The 21,594-nt window shown below is 65.3% G+C and carries 17 protein-coding genes; 8 read left to right on the forward strand and 9 right to left on the reverse strand.

Going from position 1 to position 21,594, the window contains the following annotated elements:
• Positions 1-6: 6 nt before the first annotated feature.
• Positions 7-747, reverse strand: a complete 741-nt coding sequence (ompR, locus tag OU419_RS27005) for an osmolarity response regulator transcription factor OmpR (RefSeq protein ID WP_254475244.1) — start codon at positions 745-747, stop codon at positions 7-9.
• 363 nt (positions 748-1,110) lie between these two features.
• On the opposite strand from ompR, the gene OU419_RS27010 reads away from it, so the two are divergent.
• The 3 genes from OU419_RS27010 to gshA all read left to right on the forward strand — a co-directional run bounded on the left by OU419_RS27010 (position 1,111) and on the right by gshA (position 5,656).
• Positions 1,111-3,450 carry a Tex family protein gene (locus tag OU419_RS27010; protein WP_254475246.1) on the forward strand — a complete coding sequence of 780 codons (2,340 nt, stop codon included), beginning with the start codon at positions 1,111-1,113 and terminating at the stop codon, positions 3,448-3,450.
• Between the two features lie 18 nt (positions 3,451-3,468).
• Positions 3,469-3,849, forward strand: a complete 381-nt coding sequence (locus tag OU419_RS27015; protein ID WP_254475318.1) for a PaaI family thioesterase — start codon at positions 3,469-3,471, stop codon at positions 3,847-3,849.
• Positions 3,850-4,069: 220 nt separating this feature from the next.
• Positions 4,070-5,656, forward strand: coding sequence for a glutamate--cysteine ligase (gshA, locus tag OU419_RS27020; protein WP_254475248.1), 1,587 nt, complete (start codon positions 4,070-4,072; stop codon positions 5,654-5,656).
• Between the two features lie 255 nt (positions 5,657-5,911).
• Here the strand turns inward: gshA and argA are convergent, their stop codons facing one another.
• The 4 genes from argA to OU419_RS27040 all read right to left on the reverse strand — a co-directional run bounded on the left by argA (position 5,912) and on the right by OU419_RS27040 (position 10,556).
• Positions 5,912-7,210 (reverse strand): amino-acid N-acetyltransferase, encoded by a 1,299-nt coding sequence (gene argA / locus OU419_RS27025; protein ID WP_254475250.1) that lies wholly within the window; start codon positions 7,208-7,210, stop codon positions 5,912-5,914.
• Between the two features lie 163 nt (positions 7,211-7,373).
• Complete coding sequence (gene argE, locus OU419_RS27030) at positions 7,374-8,513, reverse strand: acetylornithine deacetylase (RefSeq protein WP_254475252.1); 1,140 nt, start codon at positions 8,511-8,513, stop codon at positions 7,374-7,376.
• A gap of 62 nt (positions 8,514-8,575) precedes the next feature.
• The gene (locus OU419_RS27035) at positions 8,576-9,838 is read right to left on the reverse strand and encodes an inorganic phosphate transporter (protein ID WP_254475254.1); all 1,263 of its coding nucleotides are present in this window, start codon (positions 9,836-9,838) and stop codon (positions 8,576-8,578) included.
• A 40-nt stretch (positions 9,839-9,878) separates the two neighbouring features.
• Positions 9,879-10,556, reverse strand: coding sequence for a TIGR00153 family protein (locus OU419_RS27040; protein WP_254475256.1), 678 nt, complete (start codon positions 10,554-10,556; stop codon positions 9,879-9,881).
• 112 nt (positions 10,557-10,668) lie between these two features.
• Between OU419_RS27040 and OU419_RS27045 the strand changes: the two genes are divergently transcribed.
• The 4 genes from OU419_RS27045 (at position 10,669) to OU419_RS27060 (ending at position 15,351) form a co-directional block, all read left to right on the forward strand.
• Positions 10,669-12,033 (forward strand): CYTH domain-containing protein, encoded by a 1,365-nt coding sequence (locus OU419_RS27045; protein ID WP_254475259.1) that lies wholly within the window; start codon positions 10,669-10,671, stop codon positions 12,031-12,033.
• A 57-nt stretch (positions 12,034-12,090) separates the two neighbouring features.
• Positions 12,091-13,875, forward strand: a complete 1,785-nt coding sequence (locus OU419_RS27050; protein WP_254475261.1) for a GspE/PulE family protein — start codon at positions 12,091-12,093, stop codon at positions 13,873-13,875.
• Between the two features lie 88 nt (positions 13,876-13,963).
• The gene (locus OU419_RS27055) at positions 13,964-14,905 is read left to right on the forward strand and encodes an SPFH domain-containing protein (protein WP_254475263.1); all 942 of its coding nucleotides are present in this window, start codon (positions 13,964-13,966) and stop codon (positions 14,903-14,905) included.
• On the forward strand, positions 14,905-15,351 hold the full coding sequence (locus OU419_RS27060) for an NfeD family protein (protein WP_254475265.1): 447 nt from the start codon (positions 14,905-14,907) through the stop codon (positions 15,349-15,351). The genes OU419_RS27055 and OU419_RS27060 overlap by 1 nt, the downstream gene beginning before the upstream one ends.
• Before the next feature lie 102 nt (positions 15,352-15,453).
• On the opposite strand, the gene lgt is transcribed toward OU419_RS27060, so the two are convergent.
• Together lgt and OU419_RS27070 are read right to left on the reverse strand one after the other, a co-directional pair.
• The gene (gene lgt / locus OU419_RS27065; RefSeq protein ID WP_254475267.1) at positions 15,454-16,254 is read right to left on the reverse strand and encodes a prolipoprotein diacylglyceryl transferase; all 801 of its coding nucleotides are present in this window, start codon (positions 16,252-16,254) and stop codon (positions 15,454-15,456) included.
• Between the two features lie 197 nt (positions 16,255-16,451).
• On the reverse strand, positions 16,452-17,234 hold the full coding sequence (locus tag OU419_RS27070; protein ID WP_254475269.1) for a sulfite exporter TauE/SafE family protein: 783 nt from the start codon (positions 17,232-17,234) through the stop codon (positions 16,452-16,454).
• Between the two features lie 196 nt (positions 17,235-17,430).
• Between OU419_RS27070 and OU419_RS27075 the strand changes: the two genes are divergently transcribed.
• A complete protein-coding gene (locus OU419_RS27075) occupies positions 17,431-18,177 on the forward strand; it encodes an NRDE family protein (protein WP_254475271.1) in 747 nt (248 codons plus the stop codon).
• Here the strand turns inward: OU419_RS27075 and OU419_RS27080 are convergent.
• Both OU419_RS27080 and ptsP read right to left on the reverse strand, forming a co-directional pair.
• Positions 18,174-19,208, reverse strand: a complete 1,035-nt coding sequence (locus OU419_RS27080) for a sensor domain-containing diguanylate cyclase (RefSeq protein WP_254475275.1) — start codon at positions 19,206-19,208, stop codon at positions 18,174-18,176. The genes OU419_RS27075 and OU419_RS27080 overlap by 4 nt on opposite strands.
• Positions 19,209-19,285: 77 nt before the next feature.
• Positions 19,286-21,565, reverse strand: a complete 2,280-nt coding sequence (ptsP, locus tag OU419_RS27085) for a phosphoenolpyruvate--protein phosphotransferase (RefSeq protein WP_254475276.1) — start codon at positions 21,563-21,565, stop codon at positions 19,286-19,288.
• Between the last annotated feature and the right edge of the window lie 29 nt (positions 21,566-21,594).

The following is a 21,594-nucleotide window of genomic DNA, read 5'->3' on the forward strand; positions in this document are numbered from 1 at the left end:
CTGACCTCACTTGCGCGCAGCGCCGTCCGGCACGAATACGTAGCCCACGCCCCACACGGTCTGGATGTAGCGCGGCTTGGACGGATCGGGCTCGATCAGCCGGCGCAGGCGGGAAATCTGTACGTCGATGGAGCGCTCCAACGCGTCCCACTCGCGGCCACGGGCCAGGTTCATCAGTTTATCGCGGGTGAGCGGCTCGCGGGCATGCTGCACCAGCGCCTTGAGCACGGCGAACTCACCGGTGGTGAGCATGTGCAGCTCGTCGCCTTTCTTGAGTTCCCGGGTCGCCAGGTGCAGTTCGTAGTCGCCGAAGGTGACCACTTCGTCCTCGCCCGCCGGCGCGCCCGGCACCAGAGGCGCCTGGCGGCGCAGCACAGCCTTGATCCGCGCCAGCAGCTCGCGCGGGTTGAACGGCTTGGCCAGGTAGTCGTCGGCGCCCTGCTCCAGGCCCGAGATGCGGCTGGTTTCGTCGCCCTTGGCGGTGAGCATGATGATCGGGATCTGATTGTTCGATTCACGCAGGCGCTTGCACGCGGAGAGACCATCCTCGCCGGGCATCATGAGGTCCAGCACGACCAGCTGGAACAACTCGCGTGCCAGCAGACGGTCCATCTGCTCGGTATTTTCGACGGCGCGGACACGGTAACCCTGCTCATCGAGGAAGCGCTCCAGCAGTCGGCGCAGGCGCGCGTCATCATCGACCACAAGGATCTTTTCGCCTTCCGGCAGGGTGGCAGCGTTCGTCATGGAAACTCCCAGAATCTGATTCGACGGGCATTATCGCCCAGCGACCGTGGCTCACGGACTGTCCATTGTTAGCAGATTTTTCCCCGACCAGCCGCCCACCCGGTGAAATTGTCGTGGGTATAATGCGGCGCTTTTGCGGCGGGGCGTTGTCACAGAGCCTGTCGAATGACCGGGAAGCCCGGTCCAGATGCTCTTTTATGTGCCTGTTCATGATCTTGCGAGCTAGAGCAGAACAAGGCGAGGACGACTGAGAAAGCGGAGTTGACTGCAGTCAATGAGCATTTCTCAGTTGGCCTCAACGCAGTTATGCCGACGCGCAGCAGATCATGCGCCCCGTTTTCGATTGTCTTGTCAGGTGGATTCATGGACAGCATCAATACCCGTATCGCCGAAGAGCTTTCCGCACTGCCCTCCGGCCGCGTTCAACCGCAGCAAGTCGCCGCTGCCGTCGCATTGCTCGATGAAGGCTCCACCGTTCCCTTCATCGCCCGCTACCGCAAGGAAGTCACCGGCAGCCTGGACGATACCCAGTTGCGCATGCTCGAAGAGCGCCTGCGCTACCTGCGCGAACTGGACGAACGCCGCGCCGCGATCCTCGCCAGCATCGAGGAGCAGGGCAAGCTGACCCCCGAGCTCACCCGCGAAATCAACCTCGCCGACACCAAGACCCGCCTCGAAGACCTTTACCTGCCGTATAAGCAGAAGCGCCGCACCAAGGGCCAGATTGCCCTGGAAGCCGGTCTGGGAGAGTTGGCCGACGCACTGTTCAACGACCCGAACCTGACCCCGGAAACCGAAGCGGCGCGCTTCGTCGACGCCGAGAAAGGCTTCGCCGACACCAAGGCCGTGCTCGAAGGCGCCAAGTACATTCTCATGGAGCGCTTCGCCGAGGACGCCACCCTGCTCGACCGGCTGCGCGTATTCCTCAAGGACAACGCCACCCTCACCGCTCGCGCGGTGCCGGGCAAGGAAACCGAAGGCGCCAAGTTCAGCGATTACTTCGAGCACGACGAGCCGCTCAAGAACGCTCCGTCGCACCGCGCCCTGGCGATCTTCCGTGGCCGCAATGAAGGCGTGCTGAGCGTCGCCCTGAAGGTCGGCGAGGAACTGCCGGGCACCGCGCATCCGTGCGAGATCATGATCGGCGAGCGCTTCGGCATTTCCAACCAGGGCCGCGCCGCTGACAAGTGGCTCTCCGAAGTGGTGCGCTGGACCTGGAAGGTCAAGCTCTACACCCACCTGGAAACCGACCTGCTGGGCGAACTGCGCGAAGGCGCGGACGCCGAGGCGATCAACGTCTTCGCCCGCAACCTGCACGATCTCCTGCTGGCGGCCCCTGCCGGCCCGCGCGCCACCCTGGGCCTGGACCCGGGCCTGCGCACCGGCGTGAAGGTCGCGGTAGTCGATGCCACCGGCAAGCTGCTGGAGACCGCCACCGTGTACCCGCACGCGCCAAAGAACCAGTGGGACCAGACCATCGCCGTGCTCGCCGCGCTGTGCGCCAAGCACCAGGTGGAGCTGATCGCCATCGGCAACGGCACCGCCAGCCGAGAAACCGACAAGCTGGCCGCCGAGCTGATCAGGAAATACCCGGCGCTCAAGTGCACCAAGATCATGGTCAGCGAGGCCGGCGCTTCGGTGTACTCCGCCTCGGAACTGGCCGCCCGCGAATTCCCCGACCTCGACGTCTCGCTGCGCGGCGCCGTATCCATCGCCCGCCGCCTGCAGGACCCGCTGGCCGAGCTGGTGAAGATCGACCCGAAATCCATCGGCGTCGGCCAGTACCAGCACGACGTTTCCCAACTGCAGCTCGCGCGCAGCCTGGATGCAGTGGTGGAAGACTGCGTGAACGCCGTGGGTGTGGATGTGAACACCGCATCCGCCGCCCTGCTGGCACGCATCTCCGGCCTGAACAGCACGCTGGCGCAGAACATCGTCTCGCACCGTGACGCCAACGGCGCGTTCAGGACCCGTGACGAGCTGAAGAAAGTCAGCCGCCTGGGCGAGAAGACCTTCGAACAGGCCGCCGGCTTCCTCCGCGTGATGAACGGCGACAACCCGCTGGATGCCTCCGCGGTGCATCCGGAAACCTACCCGCTGGTGCAGCGGATCGCCGCCGATACCGGCCGTGACGTGCGCTCTCTGATCGGCGACTCGGGTTTCCTCAAGCGCCTTGACCCGAAGAAATTCACCGACGAGCAGTTCGGCCTGCCCACCGTCACCGACATCCTGAAGGAGCTCGACAAGCCCGGCCGCGATCCGCGTCCGGAGTTCAAGACCGCCGAGTTCCAGGACGGCGTGGAGAGCCTCAAGGACCTCAAACCCGGCATGGTGCTCGAAGGCGTGGTGACCAACGTGACCAACTTCGGCGCTTTCGTCGACATCGGCGTTCACCAGGACGGCCTGGTGCATATCTCCGCGTTGTCCGAGAAGTTCGTGAAGGACCCGTACGAAGTGGTCAAGGCCGGCGACATCGTCAAGGTCAAGGTCATGGAAGTGGACATCCCGCGTAACCGCGTCGGCCTGTCCATGCGCATGAGCGACACCCCCGGCGAGAAAGTCGAAGGCCCGCGTGGTGGCGGCCGCCCCGGCAACGGTGCCCCGCGCGGCGAACGCGGCGCACCGCGCCAGCAGGAAAAGGCCCCGTCGAACAACGCGATGGCCGCCCTGTTCGCCAATGCCAAGCAACTGAAGAAGAAGTAAGGAGCCCCCGTGAGCGAGATGCCCAGCCGGGACACGCTGATCAGCGCGTTCAGCGAATTGGTCGGCCTGGAGCCCGTGAGCATCGGCGACGGTGTCGCCGAAGTGAGCCTGAAGATGGCCGAGCACCTGCGCAATCGCGGCAACGTGATGCACGGCGGTGCGCTGTTCTCGCTGATGGACGTGACGATGGGGCTGGCCTGCTCCGGCGCCCACGGCTTCGACCGGCAAAGCGTGACCCTGGAGTGCAAGATCAACTACATCCGCGCGGTCGCCGAAGGCGATGTGCGCTGCGTAGCCAGGGTCCTGCACGCCGGGCGGCGCTCGCTGGTGGTCGAGGCCGATATTTTCCAGGGCGACAAGCTGGTCGCGAAGGGGCAAGGCACCTTCGCACAGCTATAAATCGCCGTACGACATCTGACCTATGCTGTAGCCGGAGCCCACAAAACACGGGCGCCGGCGCAGCGTTCAAGAGCCTGTTTCCAACGTAGCCCTGCCCACGCGCAGCAGATCATATGCAGGTTCGACGCAAGCCAGGCGACCACGCCAATGGTGTTCTCCCCTTGTAGACCGCCCAGTCCACCCCCATAGTGGGGCGACTGCCGTGTGAAGGACTTCCAACTTGAGCGACCAACTCTCCCGCCGCCTGGCTCTGCTCGGCGATGCTGCCAACCTGTCCCTGCTCACCCAGTGCCTGCACGGTATCGAGCGCGAATGCCTGCGCGTCGACGAACGCGGCAAGCTGGCCATGACCCCGCATCCGCGCGCGCTCGGCTCGGCCCTGACCAACCCGCAGATCACCACCGACTACTCCGAGTCCTTGCTGGAATTCATCACCCCTACCGCCAGCAGCGTCGAACAAACCCTGGAAGCCCTGGGTGAAATCCACCGCTTCGCCTACCAGAAACTCGACGGCGAGTACCTGTGGAGCCCGTCGATGCCTTGTGAACTGCCGGATGAGGAAGACATCCCGATTGCCCGCTACGGCAGTTCGCACATCGGCCGACTGAAGTACGTCTATCGCAAGGGTCTGGCCCTGCGTTACGGCAAGACCATGCAGTGCATCGCCGGCATCCACTACAACTTCTCCCTCCCCGAGGGGCTGTGGGAACTGCTGCGCCGGGAAGAAGGCAGCGAGAAGAGTGCGCGGGACTTTCAGTCCCACCGCTACATCGCGATGATCCGCAACTTCCGCCGCCATAGCTGGCTGCTGATGTACCTGTTCGGCGCCTCCCCGGCGCTGGACGCAGGCTTCCTGCGCGGCCGCCCGCACGGCCTGGAAGCCTTCGACGAGCACACCCTCTACCTGCCCTACGCCACCAGCCTGCGGATGAGCGACCTGGGCTACCAGAACAACGCCCAGGCAGGCCTGACGCCCTGCTACAACGACCTCGACAGCTACATCGACAGCCTGCGCCGCGCGGTCAGCACGCCCTATGCGCCGTACGAGAAAGTCGGCACCAAGGTCGACGGCGAGTGGGTACAGCTCAACACCAACATCCTGCAGATCGAAAACGAGTACTACTCGAGCATCCGCCCGAAACGCGTCACCTACACCGGCGAGCGTCCGATCCAGGCGCTGATGGCCCGTGGTGTGCAGTACGTCGAGGCACGTTGCCTGGACATCAACCCCTTCCTGCCGCTGGGCATCGACCTCCCGGAGGCGCGCTTCCTCGACGCCTTCCTGCTCTTCTGCGCACTCTCCGACAGTCCGCCGCTGGGCGGCTGCGAGTGCGGCGCGGCCACCAGCAATTTCCTCAAGACCGTCAAGGAAGGCCGGCGCCCCGGCCTGATGCTGGAGCGCGGCGGCAAACAGGTGGAGCTCAAAGACTGGGCCTGCAGCCTGCTCGATGCCATCGTCCCGATCGTCGAGCTGCTCGACCGCGCCCGTGGCGGCAACCTGCATGCCGAGAGCCTGCAGCAGCAGCGCGCCAAGGTGGCTGACCCCGACCTGACGCCGTCCGCGCGGGTACTGGCAGAGATGCGCGAACGCGGCGAGAGTTTCGAAGCCTTCTCCCTGCGCTACAGCCGCCAGCACGCCGCGACGCTGCGCTCGCAACCGCTGACTGCCGAGGAGCAGGCCCGCTTCGAACAGATGGCCAGCCAGTCCCTGGCCGAACAGGATGAGCTGGAACACCATCCCGAAGGTGACTTCGACACCTTCGTCGCGGCTTACCAGGCAAGCATCCTGGGCCTGATCAGCGTGTAGCCGGACGTGGAAGCCCTGACAGCGTTCAAATAGAAGTCTGCTCCGCCCACATCGTCAGGGAAGACTTCCCTCCTGCGGCGAACCCTGCGGCCACAGCCAAAGGGTTCGCTGGATTTCCCTCCCGCAGGAGAACCGACGATGCCGCAATCCCAATGACTGGGCACTCGGCGAGGCCATGAGAACGCCCCGGCGAGCGCTGCGAAGCGAGTTGACGACGCCGGCCACGCGCGCCTTGGCAGAAGGCGGGCAGGAGCCCTACAGCACCTTCTCGAACACCTGAGAATTACGCTGGTAGTTGTACAGCGAGGCGCGCGCCGCTGGCAGCCGGTCCACACTGCTGGGCTGGAAGCCACGCTCGCGGAACCAGTGGGCGGTACGGGTGGTGAGAACGTAGAGCGTCTTGAGACCGAGATTGCGTGCGCGTTGCTCGATGCGCTCCAGCAGTTCGTCGCCGCGCCCGCCGTGGCGGTATTCCGGGTTCACTGCGAGGCACGCCAGTTCACCGGCATCGGAGTCGGCAATGGGATAGAGCGCCGCGCAGGCGATGATCAACCCCTCGCGCTCGACGATGCTGAACTGCTCGATCTCGCGCTCCAGCACCTCCCGCGAGCGGCGCACCAGGATGCCCTGCTCTTCAAGCGGCCGGATCAGTTCCAACAGGCCACCGACATCTTCGATGCCCGCTTCGCGCAGTTGCTCGAACTGCTCCTGCGCCACAAGCGTGCCGTTGCCGGTGCGGGTGAACAGCTCGGATAACAACGCGCCATCCTCGGTGAAGCTGACGATATGGCTGCGCCGAACGCCGGCCCGGCAGGCCTGCGCCGCGGCGTCGAGCAACTCGCCCTGGTAACTGGAACCAAGCCGCTCCAGGTGCATCGGCACCTGCTGCGGACGCAGCTCGCGCACCAGACGGCCTTCGCCGTCCATCAGGCCACGCTCGGCTCCGTAGAGAATCAGTTTGTCGGCGCCAAGGTCGATGGCAGCGCGCATGGCGACGTCTTCGCAGGCGAGGTTGAAAATCTCGCCGGTCGGCGAGTAGCCCAGCGGCGAGAGCAGCACGATGCTGCGCTCGTCGAGCTGGCGGTTGATGCCCTTGCGGTCGATCCGACGCACTTCGCCGGTGTGGTGGTAGTCGATGCCTTCGACAACACCGATTGGCCGCGCGGTGACGAAGTTGCCGGAGGTCACGCGCATGCGCGAGCCCTGCATGGGCGATGCGGCCATATCCATCGACAGGCGCGCCTCGATGGCGATGCGCAGGTTGCCCACCGCGTCGATCACACAGCCGAGAGTCGGTGCATCGGTCACCCGTAGGCCGCGGTGGAAACGCGGCGCCAGCCCGTGCTGGGCCAGGCGCGCCTCGATCTGCGGACGCGAGCCGTGCACCAGCACCAGGCGCACGCCAAGGCTGTGCAGCAGCACCAGGTCGTGAACGATGTTGCCGAAATTGGAATCCTCGACCCCCTCGCCGGGCAACATCACCACGAAGGTGCAGTCACGGTGCGAGTTGATGTAGGGCGAGGCGTGGCGTAGCCAGTTGACGTAGTCGTGCATTGCTTGAACAGCCTGTCGTGCGAATGGGCGGAAATCTGTCGAGTTGCGGCCGAAGGACGGCCTCGGGCGGCGCGGTTATCGTCGTCGCAGGAACATCGACAGTTTTCTCCTCTTCAGTGGTACGCGTGCCCGGTTACGGGCGCTCTACAGGCAATCGGGTTCTCTACAGGCAGTAGTGGCGGATCAGTCCGCGCAGCAATTCCACGGTCGGCTCGATGCGGGCGAGCTCGAGATGTTCGTCCGGCTGGTGGGCGCAAGCGATGTCGCCAGGGCCGAGCACCAGGGTCTGGCAGCCGAGCTGCTGAAGATACGGTGCTTCGGTGCCAAAGGCTACCGCTTCCGCGCGATGCCCGCTCAGACTTTCGGCGATACGCACCAGCTCACTGTCGGCAGCTTCCTCGAACGGCGGAACGGCGGGGAACAGCGGCCGGTATTCGAGTTGTACACAATGGCGCTCGGCGACCGGCCGCAGGCGCTCGCGGATCGCCTGGCGCAGCATTTCCGGGCGCATTCCCGGCAATGGCCGAAGGTCGAACTCCAGCGCACACTGCCCGCAAATGCGGTTGGGGTTGTCGCCGCCGTGGATACAGCCGAGGTTGAGCGTCGGTTGCGGCACGCTGAACTGTGGATTGGCGAACTCGCGCTGCCATTCGCCACGCAGCGCCAGCAACTCGCCGATAGCGGCGTGCATCGCCTCCAGCGCGCTGCGCCCAAGACCGGGATCGGAGGAGTGGCCACTCTGCCCGAGGATGTCGATGCGCTCCATCATCACGCCCTTGTGCAGGCGGATCGGCTTGAGATTGGTCGGCTCGCCGATCACCGCCGCGCGCCCCAGCGACCGCCCGGACCCCGCCAGCGCGCGGGCGCCGGACATGGAGCTTTCCTCGTCGCAGGTGGCGAGCAGGATCAACGGCTGCTTGAGCGGCTGGCCGATCAACGGCAACAGCGCCTCGATGGCCAGGGCGAAGAAGCCCTTCATGTCGCAACTACCCAGGCCGAACCAGCGGCCATCACGCTCGTCCAGGCGCAACGGATCGCTTTTCCACAGGGCGTCGTCGTAGGGCACGGTATCGGTATGCCCGGCCAGCACCAGGCCACCGGGGCCGCTGCCGAGCACGGCGATCAGGTTGAACTTGCCCGGCGTGACTTCCTGCAGCTCGCAGGCGAAGCCCAGCTCGCCCAGCCAACTGCCCAGCAGCTCCACCACGGGGCGGTTGGACTGATCCAGCGCCGCCTGGGTACAACTCACAGAGGGAATGGCGATCAGCTCGGCAAAGCGTTGTTTCAGCGATGGCAATGGCATCGGCTTCTCCTGGACGGTCCGGGACCATCATGGCCGATTGGGCTGTGACTGAAAACCGCAGGTCAGCCGAACAGTGCCCGCAGGATCAGGTAGAAGACGATCGACAACAGCGCTCCGGCAGGCAGGGTGATGACCCAGGAGACGAAGATCGAGCCGATCACACGCAGGTTGAGCGCGCCGATGCCGCGGGCGATGCCGATGCCCAGCACCGCACCCACCAGGGTGTGGGTGGTGGATACCGGCAGGCCGATGGCAGACGCGCCAACCACGGTGGTGGCAGTCGCCAGTTCGGCGGCGAAGCCGCGGCTGGGGGTGAGTTCGGTGATTTCCCGGCCGATGGTGGCAATCACCTTGTAGCCATAGGTCGCTAGCCCCACGACGATACCCACCGCCCCCAACAGCAGCACCCAGCCGGGCACTGGCGAACGGGCCATGAGCTGCAGGTCTCCACCGGCCTTCACCACACTGACGATGGCCGCCAGCGGTCCTACCGCGTTGGCCACATCGTTGGCGCCGTGGGCGAAAGCCATTGAGCAGGCGGTAAACACCATCAGTACCGCAAACACCCGCTCCACGCCGCTGGCACGCCTGGCGGCATCACCGTTGGGGGGGCTGATCCGCCGCAGCAGCACGATCCCCAGCAGCATCACCGCCGCCCCCACCAGCAGCGCCAGCGCAACGCTCTGCGCAGCGCCCAGATCCAGGCCCAGGTGCTTGAGGCCCTTGCCGATAGTCATCAGCGAAACCATGAAGCCGGTGAGGAACATGTACAGCGGGACGTAGCGGCGGGCGTTGTGGAATGGGTCGTCGGTCCGCAGGATCAGCCACTGCACGCTCTGGAACAGCAGCAGCGCGACCACCCCGGAAAGCACCGGGGTCACCACCCAACTGGCGACTATGGGGCCGATGGCCGACCACTGCACTGCATGTACCGACACGCCGACCGAGGCGAAACCGATGATCGCGCCAACGATGGAATGCGTGGTGGAGACCGGCCAGCCGCGCAGCGTCGCCACCATCAGCCAGACTCCCGCCGCCAGCAGCGAAGCGAGCATCCCCGGCACCAGAACCTCTGGCGTCATCATCTGCAGATCGACGATGCCGCTCTTGATCGTCTCGGTGACCTGCCCGCCGGCAAAGTAGGCGCCACAGAACTCGAAGACCATCGCAACGCAGATCGCCTGGCGAATGGTCAACGCCCGCGAGCCGACGGAGGTACCCATTGCGTTGGCGACATCGTTCGCGCCCACGCCCCAGGCCATGAAGAAACCGAACAGGCAGGCCAGCGCCAGGAAAACCAGGCCATAGTCGGCGATCAACGCCATAAGTCAGGTCTCTCGAAAAGGTGACGGGAAGGTGCTCGCCTCAGCGCGCCAGCAACTGCTCCAGCCGGTTGCCGACCCGTTGCGCACGGTCAGCCACCTGGCCGACCCATTCGATGATCTGGTAAAGAAACATCACATCCACCGGAGGCAGCGCGTGCTCCTGCTGGAACAGGCAACGACGCACCTCGATCTGCAGCCGGTCGGTGTCATCCTCGATTCGCTCCAGCTCCTCGACCATGCGCTCCACCAGCATCGCCTCATGGCCGCCAAACCCGGTTTCGAGCAATTCGTTGAGCTCTCCAACCGCCCGCATCGCCTGGGCGCTGGCTTCCACCGCGCGTTCCACGTATTCGAGCATCAGCGGCTGCAATGTCCGCGGAATACGCATCTGCCGCCCCAGCATCAGGCCGGCGATGTCCTTGGCGCGGTTGGCGACTTTGTCCTGTACACTCAGCAGTTCAAGCAGATCAGAGCGCGGCACTGGCAGGAACAGGCCCCGGGGCAGGTGCATGCGCACCGCCTTCTTCAAGCGGTCGGCTTCACGTTCGAGCGCCACCATCTGCCGCTGGATGACCTCGACACCCGGCCAATCCTCGGCGAGCACCGCCTGAAACAGCGGTATCAGGCACACCACGCATTCATGGACCTTGGCGATGTGCTGCTGCATGGGGCCGATCGGCGAACGACCGAACAGACTGACAAAGGGGTTGGTCGGCATCGTGGACCTCCCGTGGAGACACGTCGGCAAGTATAGAAACCGCTGCCGGCGTCACTTTTGATCTGAAACATCTTCATCTCAGGACGCGCGCGTCCTGGAAACGGACATCGCCATGCAGAAAGAGACCGAAATCAAACTGCGCGCCAGCCGCGAAACCCTCGAGGCCCTGCGCGATCACCCGGCGCTGAAGAAGCGCAACAAGTCCGGCTGGGAACCGCGCGAACTGTTCAACCAGTACTTCGACACGCCCACCCGCGAGCTGGCCCGCGCCCGCGTGGCCCTGCGCATGCGCCGCGACGGCGAGCAGTACATCCAGACCCTGAAGACCCGCGGCCAGAGCGTCGCCGGGCTTTCCGAGCGCAACGAATGGGACTGGTACCTGGAGAAGAACAAGCTGGACCTGAAGAAACTCGACGACCAGTGCTGGCCGGCCGCCCTGGCCGACCTGGACAAGAAGCAACTGGCGCCGATCTTCAGCACCGACTTCACCCGCCAGCGCGCCGAGATCGCCTGGGGCCGCGGCAAGGCCAAGGTGGTCATCGAGGCCGCGCTGGACCTGGGCAAGGTCATCGCCGGCAAGCAGGAAGAAGAAATCTGCGAGCTGGAGCTGGAGCTGCGCCAGGGCGAACCCGCCGCGCTGCTGGAGCTGGCGCTGGAACTGGCGGCCGACCTGCCGCTCATGCCCTGCGACATCAGCAAGGCCGAGCGTGGCTACCGGCTGTTCGATCCATCGAGCTACAGCATCCAGGCCGATGCGCAGAAGCTGCTGGCGGAAACGCCGCTCGACGGCGCCTTCGCGGCGATCTCCTGGTCGCTGCTGGGCAATAGCCAGCGCCTGGCCGAGCAGTACCGCTTCAACGGCCACTGGCGCCTGCTGGAAGACTGGCTGCGCCAACTGGTCGACCTGCGAGCGCTGCTCGGCAGCCTCGGCCAGGCGGTGCCGCGTGCCACCACCCGTGAACTGCGCGATGCGCTCGACGCGCTGATCGCCGACTGGCGCCCGCGCCTGGAACAGGGCAGCAATGACGAAGCCGTGCGCCAGCAGGCGCCGGAAGCCTTCCGCGCGGAGCTGGCGAATACGCGCTGGGGGCAATTCTCCCTGTCGGCCTCGCGCTGGCTGCTGGCCAAGGGCTGGACCGAAGGCCGCAACGAGCGCGGCAATCGCCAGGGCGCCGCGCCGCTGGGCAAGTGGCTGGTTCGCCTGCTCGCCGAGGAGGCGCAGGCCATGCCGCTGTCGCGCGCCCAGCAACTACCGGAAGTACTCGCCGACCAGTTGCCGCGCGTGCAGCGCATGCTGGTCTGGCTGCGCCCGGCGCGCGGTGTGCTGGAGCTGCCGGAAGTCGATCGCCTGTACGGCGAGCTGGCCAAGCTGGAAGAGCTGCTGGCCGCGCCGGACAGCGAGGGCCGCCTGGATGCCCTGGCAGCCCAGGCCCATACTGTGCTCACCCTCAAGCCGTGGAAGGCCCTTTTGAAATAAGCTGACCGGGCATTACGGCGGGTCACGCACGGCCCGCCTTACTCGAAGGGAGTCCGTATGTCCGCCTTTTCCCCATCCGCCCAGGACCGCATGCTCGACCTGGGCGAAATTCTGCGCGAACTGGTGAGCCAGGGCCGCGTCGCCCAGGATGACGCCGAGCAGTGCGTGGCCATCCGCCGCAGCGCGGTGAGGAACCAGCAGCACCCGCTGGAGTTCCTCGCCGCGCAGCAGATCGAGGACCGCCAGCGTCCCGGCCGCAAGCTCGATCTCGACAGCCTGGTGCACTGGCTGGCGGAATACTCCGGACAACCCTACCTGCGCATCGACCCGCTGAAGATCGACGTCGCTGCGGTCACGCCGCTGATGTCCTATGCCTTCGCCCAGCGCCACCACATCCTCGCGGTGGAAGTGTCGCCAGACCTCGTGACCATCGCCAGCGCGCAGCCCTTCGTGCACTCCTGGGAGAGCAATCTCACCCACGTCCTCAAGCGCCCGATCAAGCGCGTGGTCGCTAGCCCGACCGACATCCAGCGCTTCACCGTGGAGTTCTACCGCCTGGCCAAGTCGGTCAGCGGCGCAACCAACCACGACCAGAAGAGCTCCGGCGTGGGCAACTTCGAGCAACTGCTCAACCTGGGCGCCGCCGACCAGGAACCGGATGCCAACGACGCGCACATCGTCACCATCGTCGACTGGCTGTTCCAGTACGCCTTCCAGCAGCGCGCCAGCGATATCCATATCGAGCCGCGCCGCGAGCAGGGCACCGTGCGCTTCCGCATCGACGGCGTGCTGCACAACGTCTACCAGTTCCCGCCACAGGTCACGATGGCGGTAGTGAGCCGCCTGAAGTCCCTCGGCCGGATGAACGTCGCCGAGAAGCGCAAGCCCCAGGACGGCCGGGTGAAGACCAAGACCCCGGACGGCGCCGAGGTGGAGCTGCGCCTGTCGACGCTGCCCACCGCCTTCGGCGAGAAGATGGTGATGCGTATCTTCGACCCGGAAGTGCTGCTCAAGACCTTCGACCAGCTCGGCTTCTCGCCCGAAGACCTGCGGCGCTGGGAAAGCATGACCAGCCAGCCCAACGGCATCATCCTGGTAACCGGCCCCACCGGCTCGGGCAAGACCACCACGCTCTACACCACGCTCAAGCAGTTGGCCACCGACGAGGTGAACGTCTGCACCATCGAGGACCCGATCGAGATGATCGAGCCCTCGTTCAACCAGATGCAGGTCCAGCACAACATCGAGCTGAGCTTCGCCAGCGGCGTGCGCGCCCTGCTGCGCCAGGACCCGGACATCATCATGGTCGGCGAGATCCGCGACCTGGAAACCGCCGAGATGGCGATCCAGGCGGCGCTGACCGGTCACCTGGTGCTTTCCACGCTGCACACCAACGACTCCCCGACGGCGATCACCCGCCTGCTGGAGTTGGGCGTGCCCTACTACCTGATCCGCGCCACCGTTCTCGGCGTCATGGCCCAGCGCCTGGTGCGTACGCTCTGCCCGCACTGCAAGGAGCCGATGGAGCTCAACGAGGCGGACTGGCAGGAACTCACCCGCCCCTGGAACGCACCTCTGCCGACCCACGCCCATCGCGCCGTCGGCTGCCTGGAATGCCGCGACACCGGCTACCGCGGGCGCGCGGGGGTCTACGAGATCATGCTGCTGAGCGAGACGGTGAAGGAGCAGATCAGCGCGGACACCGATCTGATCCCGCTGCGCCGCCAGGCCTTCAAGGAAGGCATGCGCAGCCTGCGCCTGTCCGGTGCGCAGAAGGTTGCCGCCGGACTGACCACGATCGAGGAAGTACTGCGCGTCACGCCACAGAGCGAGCAGAAGTAACACCGTAGACCGGGCTGGCCGCAACAGTTGAGCCGCTCCTGCGGGCACGGCCAGAATCAAGGAAGTTTTCGACCAAGGAGTGCTTCACATGGAAATCGGCAGTGTCGTCCTGCTGTTCGTCATACTGGCCATCGTCATCGTTCTGATGGGCTTCAAGGTGGTTCCGCAGGGCTTCGAGTGGACGGTGGAGCGCTTCGGCCGCTACACCAACACCCTGAAGCCGGGCCTGAGCATCATCGTTCCGGTGGTAGACCGCATCGGCCAGAAGATCAACATGATGGAGCGCGTGCTGGACGTGCCGCCGCAGGAGGCAATCAGCGCCGATAACGCCATCGTGCAGATCGATGCGGTGTGCTTCTTCCAGGTGGTCGACGCGGCGCGCGCGGCCTATGAGGTCAGCGGCCTGGAAAACGCCGTGCGCAACCTGGTGATGACCAACATCCGTACCGTGCTCGGCTCGATGGAACTGGACCACATGCTCAGCCAGCGCGATGCGATCAACGAGCGCCTGCTGCGCACCGTCGACGAAGCCACGGCGCCCTGGGGCCTCAAGGTTACCCGTATCGAGATCAAGGACATCAGCCCGCCGGCCGACCTGGTGGAAGCGATGGCCAGCCAGATGAAGGCCGAGCGTCTCAAGCGCGCGCAGATCCTCGAAGCCGAAGGCCGCCGCGCGGCGGAGATCCTCACCGCCGAGGGCAAGAAGCAGGCCCAGATCCTCGAGGCCGAGGGCCTGCGCCAGTCCGCCTTCCTCGAATCCGAAGCACGCGAACGCCAGGCCGAGGCGGAAGCCAAGGCTACCCGTGTGGTATCCGAAGCCATCGCCGGCGGTAATGTGCAGGCAGTGAACTACTTCGTCGCGCAGAAGTACGTCGACGCTCTGGGACAACTGGCCAGTTCCAACAACAGCAAGATCGTGCTGATGCCGCTGGAAGCCAGCCAGGTGATCGGTGCGGTCGGCGGCATCGGCGAGATCGTCAAGGCCACCTTCGGTGGGGCCGCCATCGGCGACACCAAGGGCCGTAGTTGATGATGGGCTTCCTGCAACACCTGGGTTTCTGGGATTGGCTGGGGCTGGGCATCATCCTGCTGATTCTGGAAGTCTTCGGTGCCGGCGGCTACCTGCTTTGGATAGGCATCGCCGCCGCCTTCACCGGCGTCATCGCCTTCCTCATCCCGGGGCTGGACTGGATCTGGCAGTTCCTGATGTTCGGCGTGCTGTCGATACTCACCGCGCTGTACTGGTGGAACCGCCAGCGCTCGGCCCGCCGTCCCAGCGATACGCCGGGCCTGAACCGGCGCGGCAGCGAACTGCTCGGACGCCAGTTCGCCCTGCACGAGGCGATCGTCGGCGGGCGCGGCAAGATTCGCGTGGGCGACAGCGTCTGGTTGGTCGGCGGCCCCGACCTGCCCGCCGGCACGCAGGTACGCGTGATCGGCCAGGACGGCGTCCTGCTGCTGGTGGAGCCGCTATAGCGCCGGGAAGCGCCACGACACCCAGCAGCGCCATTGAAAGCGCCATACCAAGCTGCAATAGAAAAGCCCGCCAATCGGCGGGCCTTTTCATTCTGGCGAACCTCAGTTCGCAGCCGGTTGCGCCGGGGCGCGGCGATAGGCCCAGACCATCAATGCGATGCCGCCGAGGATCATCGGTACGCACAGCACCTGTCCCATCGTCAGCCAGCCCCAGGCGAGATAGCCCAACTGGGCGTCCGGCACGCGGACGAACTCGACGATGAAGCGGAAGATGCCGTAGCACAGCACGAACAGGCCGGACACCGAGGCGGTCGGGCGCGGTTTGCGGGTGAACAGCCAGAGAATGACGAACAGCGCGACACCTTCCAGGGCGAACTGGTACAACTGCGACGGGTGGCGCGGCTCCGGGCCGCCAGTGGGGAAGACCATCGCCCAGGGCACGTCGGTCACCTTGCCCCACAGCTCGCCGTTGATGAAGTTGCCGATACGCCCGGCGCCCAGGCCGATCGGCACCAGCGGCGCGATCAGGTCCATCAGCTGGAAGAAGCTCTTGTTGTTGCGCTTGCCGAACCACCAGGTAGCCAGCATCACGCCGATCAGCCCGCCGTGGAACGACATTCCGCCCTTCCAAACCTCGAAGATCAGCGTCGGATTGGCGATGTACTCATCCAGGTTATAGAAGAGAACGTAGCCCAGGCGACCGCCCAGAACCACACCGCACGCAACCCAGAAAACCAGGTCGGAGAGCTTCTCCTTGGCCCAGGTCGGGTCGAACTGCTTGAGCTGACGCGATGCCAGCAGCCAGGCTCCTCCGATACCGATCAGGTACATGAGACCGTACCAGTGGATTTTCAGCGGCCCGAGCGACAAGGCAACCGGGTCGATCTGTGGATAAGGCAGCATCCGCTTCTCCTAGGGTCTGTTGAGTTTTTTTCGTGCATCGCGTTGCCGCGCAACCCGAAGGGACGGGCCGCTTTTTGCGCAGCGCCGCGTTACTCGCCGTTCATTTGAAACAACCAAACCGCTCTCCTCGCGCCGTGCTCTGCGCAAATTTTGGCTCCATCGCGGTCGCGAAAGAACCTCAACAGACCCTCTGAAATTCAGATCAGGAAACTGAGACCCACGCTGAACAGCAGCAGGGCGAACAGGCGCTTGAGAACCTTGGCCGGCAGACGGTGCGCCAGCCGCGCGCCAATCCGCGCAAAGAACATGCTGGTCAGGGCAATGCCCACCAGCGCCGGCAAGTAGACGAAACCGATGCTCATCTCCGGCAGTTGGGCGTTATGCCAACCGACGGCGATGAACGATATCGCACCGGCGACGGCAATCGGCAGTCCGCAGGCCGATGAAGTCGCAACCGCCTGTTGCATGGGCATGCCACGCCAGGACAGGAACGGTACGGTCAGCGAGCCGCCACCGATACCGAAGATCGCCGATGCCCAGCCGACGACGCCGCCAGCCACGCCGAGCCCGACGCGCCCAGGCAGGTCGCCGCCACCCTTGGGCTGCAGCCCAAGGGCCATCTGGATGGAAACCAGGATGGCGAACACACCGATGATCTTCTGCAGCACCGGCCCCTGGATCTTCGAGGCGGTGACGGCACCCAGGACACTGCCAAGCAGGATGCCGACGGTCATCCAGAGAAACACCTGCCAGCGCACCGCACCCCGGCGATGGTGTTCGAGGATCGAGTTGATCGAGGTGAACACGATGGTCGCCAACGAAGTGCCGACCGCCATCTGGGTCAGAACCTCCGGCGAAAAGCCGTGGGCCGTGAAACTGAACACCAGGGCCGGAACGATGATCAGCCCGCCGCCGACGCCGAACAGCCCGGCCAGTACGCCGGCACAGCCGCCCAGCACCAGATAGAGCACGAACTCCATGAGTCGGCCTCGATGGGAAAAACCGGCATGGTACCCAAAATGCGCGGGCGGCGGCAGACGCTCCGTCGCGGGAGTTACGACTCAGGGCATCGGGATAGCTGGCGATGCCTGCTGGCCACTCATCTTCGCGCAGGGTATTGAGCTGGAATCCGTAGTTTCCTAACCTGCCCTGACCACCACCATTTCGATGCCGCCCATGTGCCTGATCGTCTTCGCCTGGCGCCCCGACCACGCCATGCCACTCGTCGTCGCGGCCAACCGTGACGAGTTCTATGCCCGACCGACACGGCCGCTGGGCGGCTGGGAAGACAGCCCCGGCGTCTACGCCGGCCGCGACCTGGAAGCAGGCGGAAGCTGGATGGGCATCGGCCCGGACGGCCGTTTCGCCGCGCTGACCAATGTACGCGACCCCGGCCAGCCACTCGGACCGCGCTCGCGGGGCGAGCTGGTCGCGGCGTTCCTGCAGGGCCGCCTGGCGCCGCTGGAGTATCTCCAGCAGGTGGCGCGCCGCGCTGGCGAGTACAGCGGTTTCAACCTGCTGGTCGGCGACCGCGAGACACTCTGCTACTTCAATCCCCGCGTCGGCCCGCCGGTGGCGGTCGCGCCCGGCCTGCACGGTTTGTCCAATGCCGCGCTGGATACGCCGTGGCCGAAGCTGCTGAGCGCACGCTCGGGGCTCGATACCCGGCTGGCCATGCCTGTGGCCGACGATCTCCTCGCGCTGCTCGCGGACCCGCGCCAGGCAAGCGATGCCGAGCTGCCCGAAACCGGCGTGGGCCTCGCCACCGAGCGCCTGCTGTCGAGCGTGTTCATCTCCAGCCCGAACTACGGCACCCGCGCCAGCACGGCGCTGATCGTCCACGCTGATGGCCGCCGCGAGTTGCTCGAACGCAGCTTCGGCCCCGGCGGGGCGCGCCTGGGTGATGTGCGGCTGACCGTCTAGCAGGTGACGATGCAGTCGCGCTGCCGCTTGGCGCGATAGAGTGCGTCGTCCAGCCTGCGCAACAGCGCCATCAGGTCTTCTCCAGCGTGCATCTCGGTCACGGCGAAGCTGGCAGTGAGTTGCACCGGCAGGGAAACGTCGGCGCGCCGCAGACTCAGGCGCAGGCGCTCGGCCAGCTCGCGGGCTTCGTCGCTGCCAGTTTCCGGCAACAGCACGATGAACTCCTCGCCGCCCCAGCGAGCGAAGCAATCCTCTTCGCGAAGACGCCGCCGCACCACTTCCGCCACAGCCACCAGTACCCGATCGCCAGCCGGATGCCCGAGGCTGTCGTTGATACGCTTGAAGTGGTCGAGATCGAACATCATCAGCGAACAGACATGACCGTGACGCTGGAGGCGCTGCCACTCCGCGTGTAGCTGCTGCTCGAAGCGGCGGCGGTTGGCGATCTGGGTCAACGGGTCGATTTCAGACAGGCGCAGCGCTACGGCGGCCTGCTCCACGAGCGCCTCGTTGGCTCGCCGCAGCGCCTCGGTACGCGCCTCAACCAGCGCTTCGAGGCGCTGGTTGAGTTCGAGCAGTTCGAGGTTCTTCTGCTGCAACGCCAGCTCCGCCAGCTTGCGCTCATGGATGTTGCGATGTGCGCCGATCATCCGCGTCGCGCGGCCCTCCCCATCGAATTCGACGAAGCGGCCATGATCGCTTATCCACAGGTAACTGCCGTCGCGGCAACGGCAGCGGTACTCCTCCGCATAACGGTCGCTGCGGCCTTCGACATAGGCGTTGAAACCCTCCATCACACGCGGGAAGTCGTCCGGGTGGATCACCTCATGCCAGGTGGCGACGTTCTCCGGCAGGCTGTTCGGGTCGTAGCCGAGCATGGTGTACCAGCCAGGGCTGCGACTGACGTGGTTGCTGCGGATGCGCCAGTCCCAGATACCGTCGCTGACGATATCCAGCGCATAGCGCAAGGTCCGTGCGCTGTCCTGGTTATCGAGGGTATCCGTGCATTGGTTGACGTCGAGCTCTTCCATAAGCTTCGCCTTGGCCGGCTTGCCGGCCTTCGAGCCTTCCGGTCATGCACGGCTCCGGAAGGGCTTGGAAACCGGCATCAGGCCTGGATGGTCGCCGCCGGGTTGATCACTCGGCCAAGGCCGAGATTGCGCAAGGCCAGATGCAGCGAGCTGTGGATGACCTGCGGATTATCGAAGGTCATCAGTTGTCCGAGCAGCTCGCGTGCCTTGGACAGGGTCATCTGGCGCAACAGCCACTTCACCTTGGGCAGGTTGGTAGCGTTCATCGACAGCGAGTCGAAACCCATCGCCATCAGCAGCACTGCGGCAGCCGGATCGCCAGCCATCTCGCCGCAGATGCTCACCGGCTTGCCTTCGGCGTGGGAATCGTCGACCACTTTCTTCAGCGCCTGCAGCACGGCGGGGTGCAGGTAGTCGTAGAGGTCGGCGACGCGCGGATTGTTGCGGTCCACGGCCAGCAGGTACTGGGTCAGGTCGTTGGAGCCGACCGAGAGGAAATCCACCTGGCGCGCCAGCTCGCGAGTCTGGTACACGGCTGCGGGGATCTCCACCATCATGCCGATTGGCGGCATGGGGATATCCACGCCCTCGTCGCGCACTTCGCCCCAGGCGCGGTGGATCAGGTGCAGCGCTTCCTCCAGCTCGTGGGTACCGGAAATCATCGGCAGCAGGATGCGCAGGTTGTCCAGGCCCTCACTGGCCTTGAGCATGGCGCGGGTCTGCACCAGGAAGATTTCCGGGTGGTCGAGGGTGACGCGGATGCCGCGCCAGCCGAGGAAAGGATTGTCTTCCTTGATCGGGAAGTAGGACAGCGCCTTGTCGCCGCCGATGTCCAGGGTACGCATGGTCACCGGCAGCGGGTGGAAGGCCGATAGCTGCTCGCGGTAGATGGCGAGCTGCTCCTTCTCGCTGGGAAAGCGGTCGTTGATCATGAACGGCACTTCGGTGCGGTACAGGCCGACCCCTTCGGCGCCGCGCTCCTGGGCGCGGGCCACGTCCGCCAGCAGACCGGTATTGACCCACAGCGGCATGCGATGGCCGTCCAGCGTCTCGCAAGGCAGCTCGCGCAGCGCGGCCAGCCCCTTGCTCAGTTCCCTCTCTTCGGCGACCACTTCGCCGTACTGCTTGACCAGTTGCGGCGACGGGTTGGTGTAGATTTCGCCGTGGTAGCCATCGACGATCAGGTCGATGCCGTCGACCTTGGAATACGGCAGATCGACCGCGCCCATGACGGTGGGAATGCCCATCGCACGGGCGAGGATCGCTACGTGGGAGTTACCCGAGCCAAGCACTGAAACCAGTCCGACCAGCTTGCCCTCGGGAACTTCGCCGAGCATGGCCGGCGACAACTCCTCGCTGACGATGATGGTCTGGTCCGGGTAGGTCAGCGACTGCTTACGTTCTTCCTGGAGGTAGGCGAGGATGCGGCGGCCGATGTCTTTCACGTCGGAGGCTCGCTCACGCAGGTAGGCGTCGTCCATCAGCTCGAAGCGCTGGACGTGCTCCATCACCACCTGCCGCAAGGCACCCTGTGCCCACTGGCCTTCACGGATGATGCGCTTGACCTCCTGGCCGATGGAGGCGTCGTCGAGCATCATCAGGTAGACGTCGAACAGCGCGCGCTCCTCCTTGCGCAACTGGGTGGCAAGCTTGCTGGAGAGATTGCGCATGTCCTCGCGGACCGATTCCAGCGCCTGCTTGAAGCGCTCCACTTCCGCCTCGACATCGTCGATGGGCTTGTCCGGAACCACTTCGAGATCGGCCGGCGGCAGGACTACCACGGCCTTGCCCACGGCAACGCCGGGAGCGCCTGGAACGCCGACGAACTTGGCTTCGGTGATGCCTTTGCCAAGCTTGCCCAGGCCGCGGATCGAGCCAGTCGCTTCCGCGTGGGCGATAACGCCGGCGAGTTGGGCGCTCATGGTGACGAGGAAGGCCTCCTCGCCTTCGTCGAACTGGCGCTTTTCCTTCTGCTGGACGACCAGAACGCCCATCACCCGACGATGGTGGATGATCGGTGCGCCCAGGAACGAGGCATAGCGCTCCTCGCCGGTTTCGGCGAAGTAGCGGTAACGCGGGTGCTCGGAAGCGTTCTCGAGGTTGAGTGGCTCCTCGCGGGTGCCGACCAGGCCGACCAGACCCTCGTTCGGCGCCATGCTGACCTTGCCGATGGAGCGCTTGTTCAAGCCCTCGGTGGCCATCAGCACGAAACGATTGTTTTCGGCATCCAGCAGGTAGACCGAGCACACCTGGGTGCCCATCGCCTCCTTCACGCGCTGCACGATGATGCCCAGCGCCGCCTTGAGGTCCTTGGCGGAGTTCACTTCCTGGACGATCTTACGCAGCGTGTTGAGCATGGCTCGGGGTCTAACTCCTTGAACTTTCG

The organism is Pseudomonas triclosanedens (genome assembly GCF_026686735.1).
GTDB lineage: Bacteria > Pseudomonadota > Gammaproteobacteria > Pseudomonadales > Pseudomonadaceae > Pseudomonas > Pseudomonas triclosanedens.

Bases quoted from the DNA above. Each gene is read 5' to 3' on its own strand.
- ompR (WP_254475244.1), bottom strand. From the start codon at position 747: ATGACGAACGCTGCCACCCTGCCGGAAGGCGAAAAGATCCTTGTGGTC.
- OU419_RS27010 (WP_254475246.1), top strand. From the start codon at position 1,111: ATGGACAGCATCAATACCCGTATCGCCGAAGAGCTTTCCGCACTGCCC.
- OU419_RS27015 (WP_254475318.1), top strand. From the start codon at position 3,469: ATGCCCAGCCGGGACACGCTGATCAGCGCGTTCAGCGAATTGGTCGGC.
- argA (WP_254475250.1), bottom strand. From the start codon at position 7,210: ATGCACGACTACGTCAACTGGCTACGCCACGCCTCGCCCTACATCAAC.
- argE (WP_254475252.1), bottom strand. From the start codon at position 8,513: ATGCCATTGCCATCGCTGAAACAACGCTTTGCCGAGCTGATCGCCATT.
- OU419_RS27035 (WP_254475254.1), bottom strand. From the start codon at position 9,838: ATGGCGTTGATCGCCGACTATGGCCTGGTTTTCCTGGCGCTGGCCTGC.
- OU419_RS27040 (WP_254475256.1), bottom strand. From the start codon at position 10,556: ATGCCGACCAACCCCTTTGTCAGTCTGTTCGGTCGTTCGCCGATCGGC.
- OU419_RS27045 (WP_254475259.1), top strand. From the start codon at position 10,669: ATGCAGAAAGAGACCGAAATCAAACTGCGCGCCAGCCGCGAAACCCTC.
- OU419_RS27050 (WP_254475261.1), top strand. From the start codon at position 12,091: ATGTCCGCCTTTTCCCCATCCGCCCAGGACCGCATGCTCGACCTGGGC.
- OU419_RS27055 (WP_254475263.1), top strand. From the start codon at position 13,964: ATGGAAATCGGCAGTGTCGTCCTGCTGTTCGTCATACTGGCCATCGTC.
- OU419_RS27060 (WP_254475265.1), top strand. From the start codon at position 14,905: ATGATGGGCTTCCTGCAACACCTGGGTTTCTGGGATTGGCTGGGGCTG.
- lgt (WP_254475267.1), bottom strand. From the start codon at position 16,254: ATGCTGCCTTATCCACAGATCGACCCGGTTGCCTTGTCGCTCGGGCCG.
- OU419_RS27070 (WP_254475269.1), bottom strand. From the start codon at position 17,234: ATGGAGTTCGTGCTCTATCTGGTGCTGGGCGGCTGTGCCGGCGTACTG.
- OU419_RS27075 (WP_254475271.1), top strand. From the start codon at position 17,431: ATGTGCCTGATCGTCTTCGCCTGGCGCCCCGACCACGCCATGCCACTC.
- OU419_RS27080 (WP_254475275.1), bottom strand. From the start codon at position 19,208: ATGGAAGAGCTCGACGTCAACCAATGCACGGATACCCTCGATAACCAG.
- ptsP (WP_254475276.1), bottom strand. From the start codon at position 21,565: ATGCTCAACACGCTGCGTAAGATCGTCCAGGAAGTGAACTCCGCCAAG.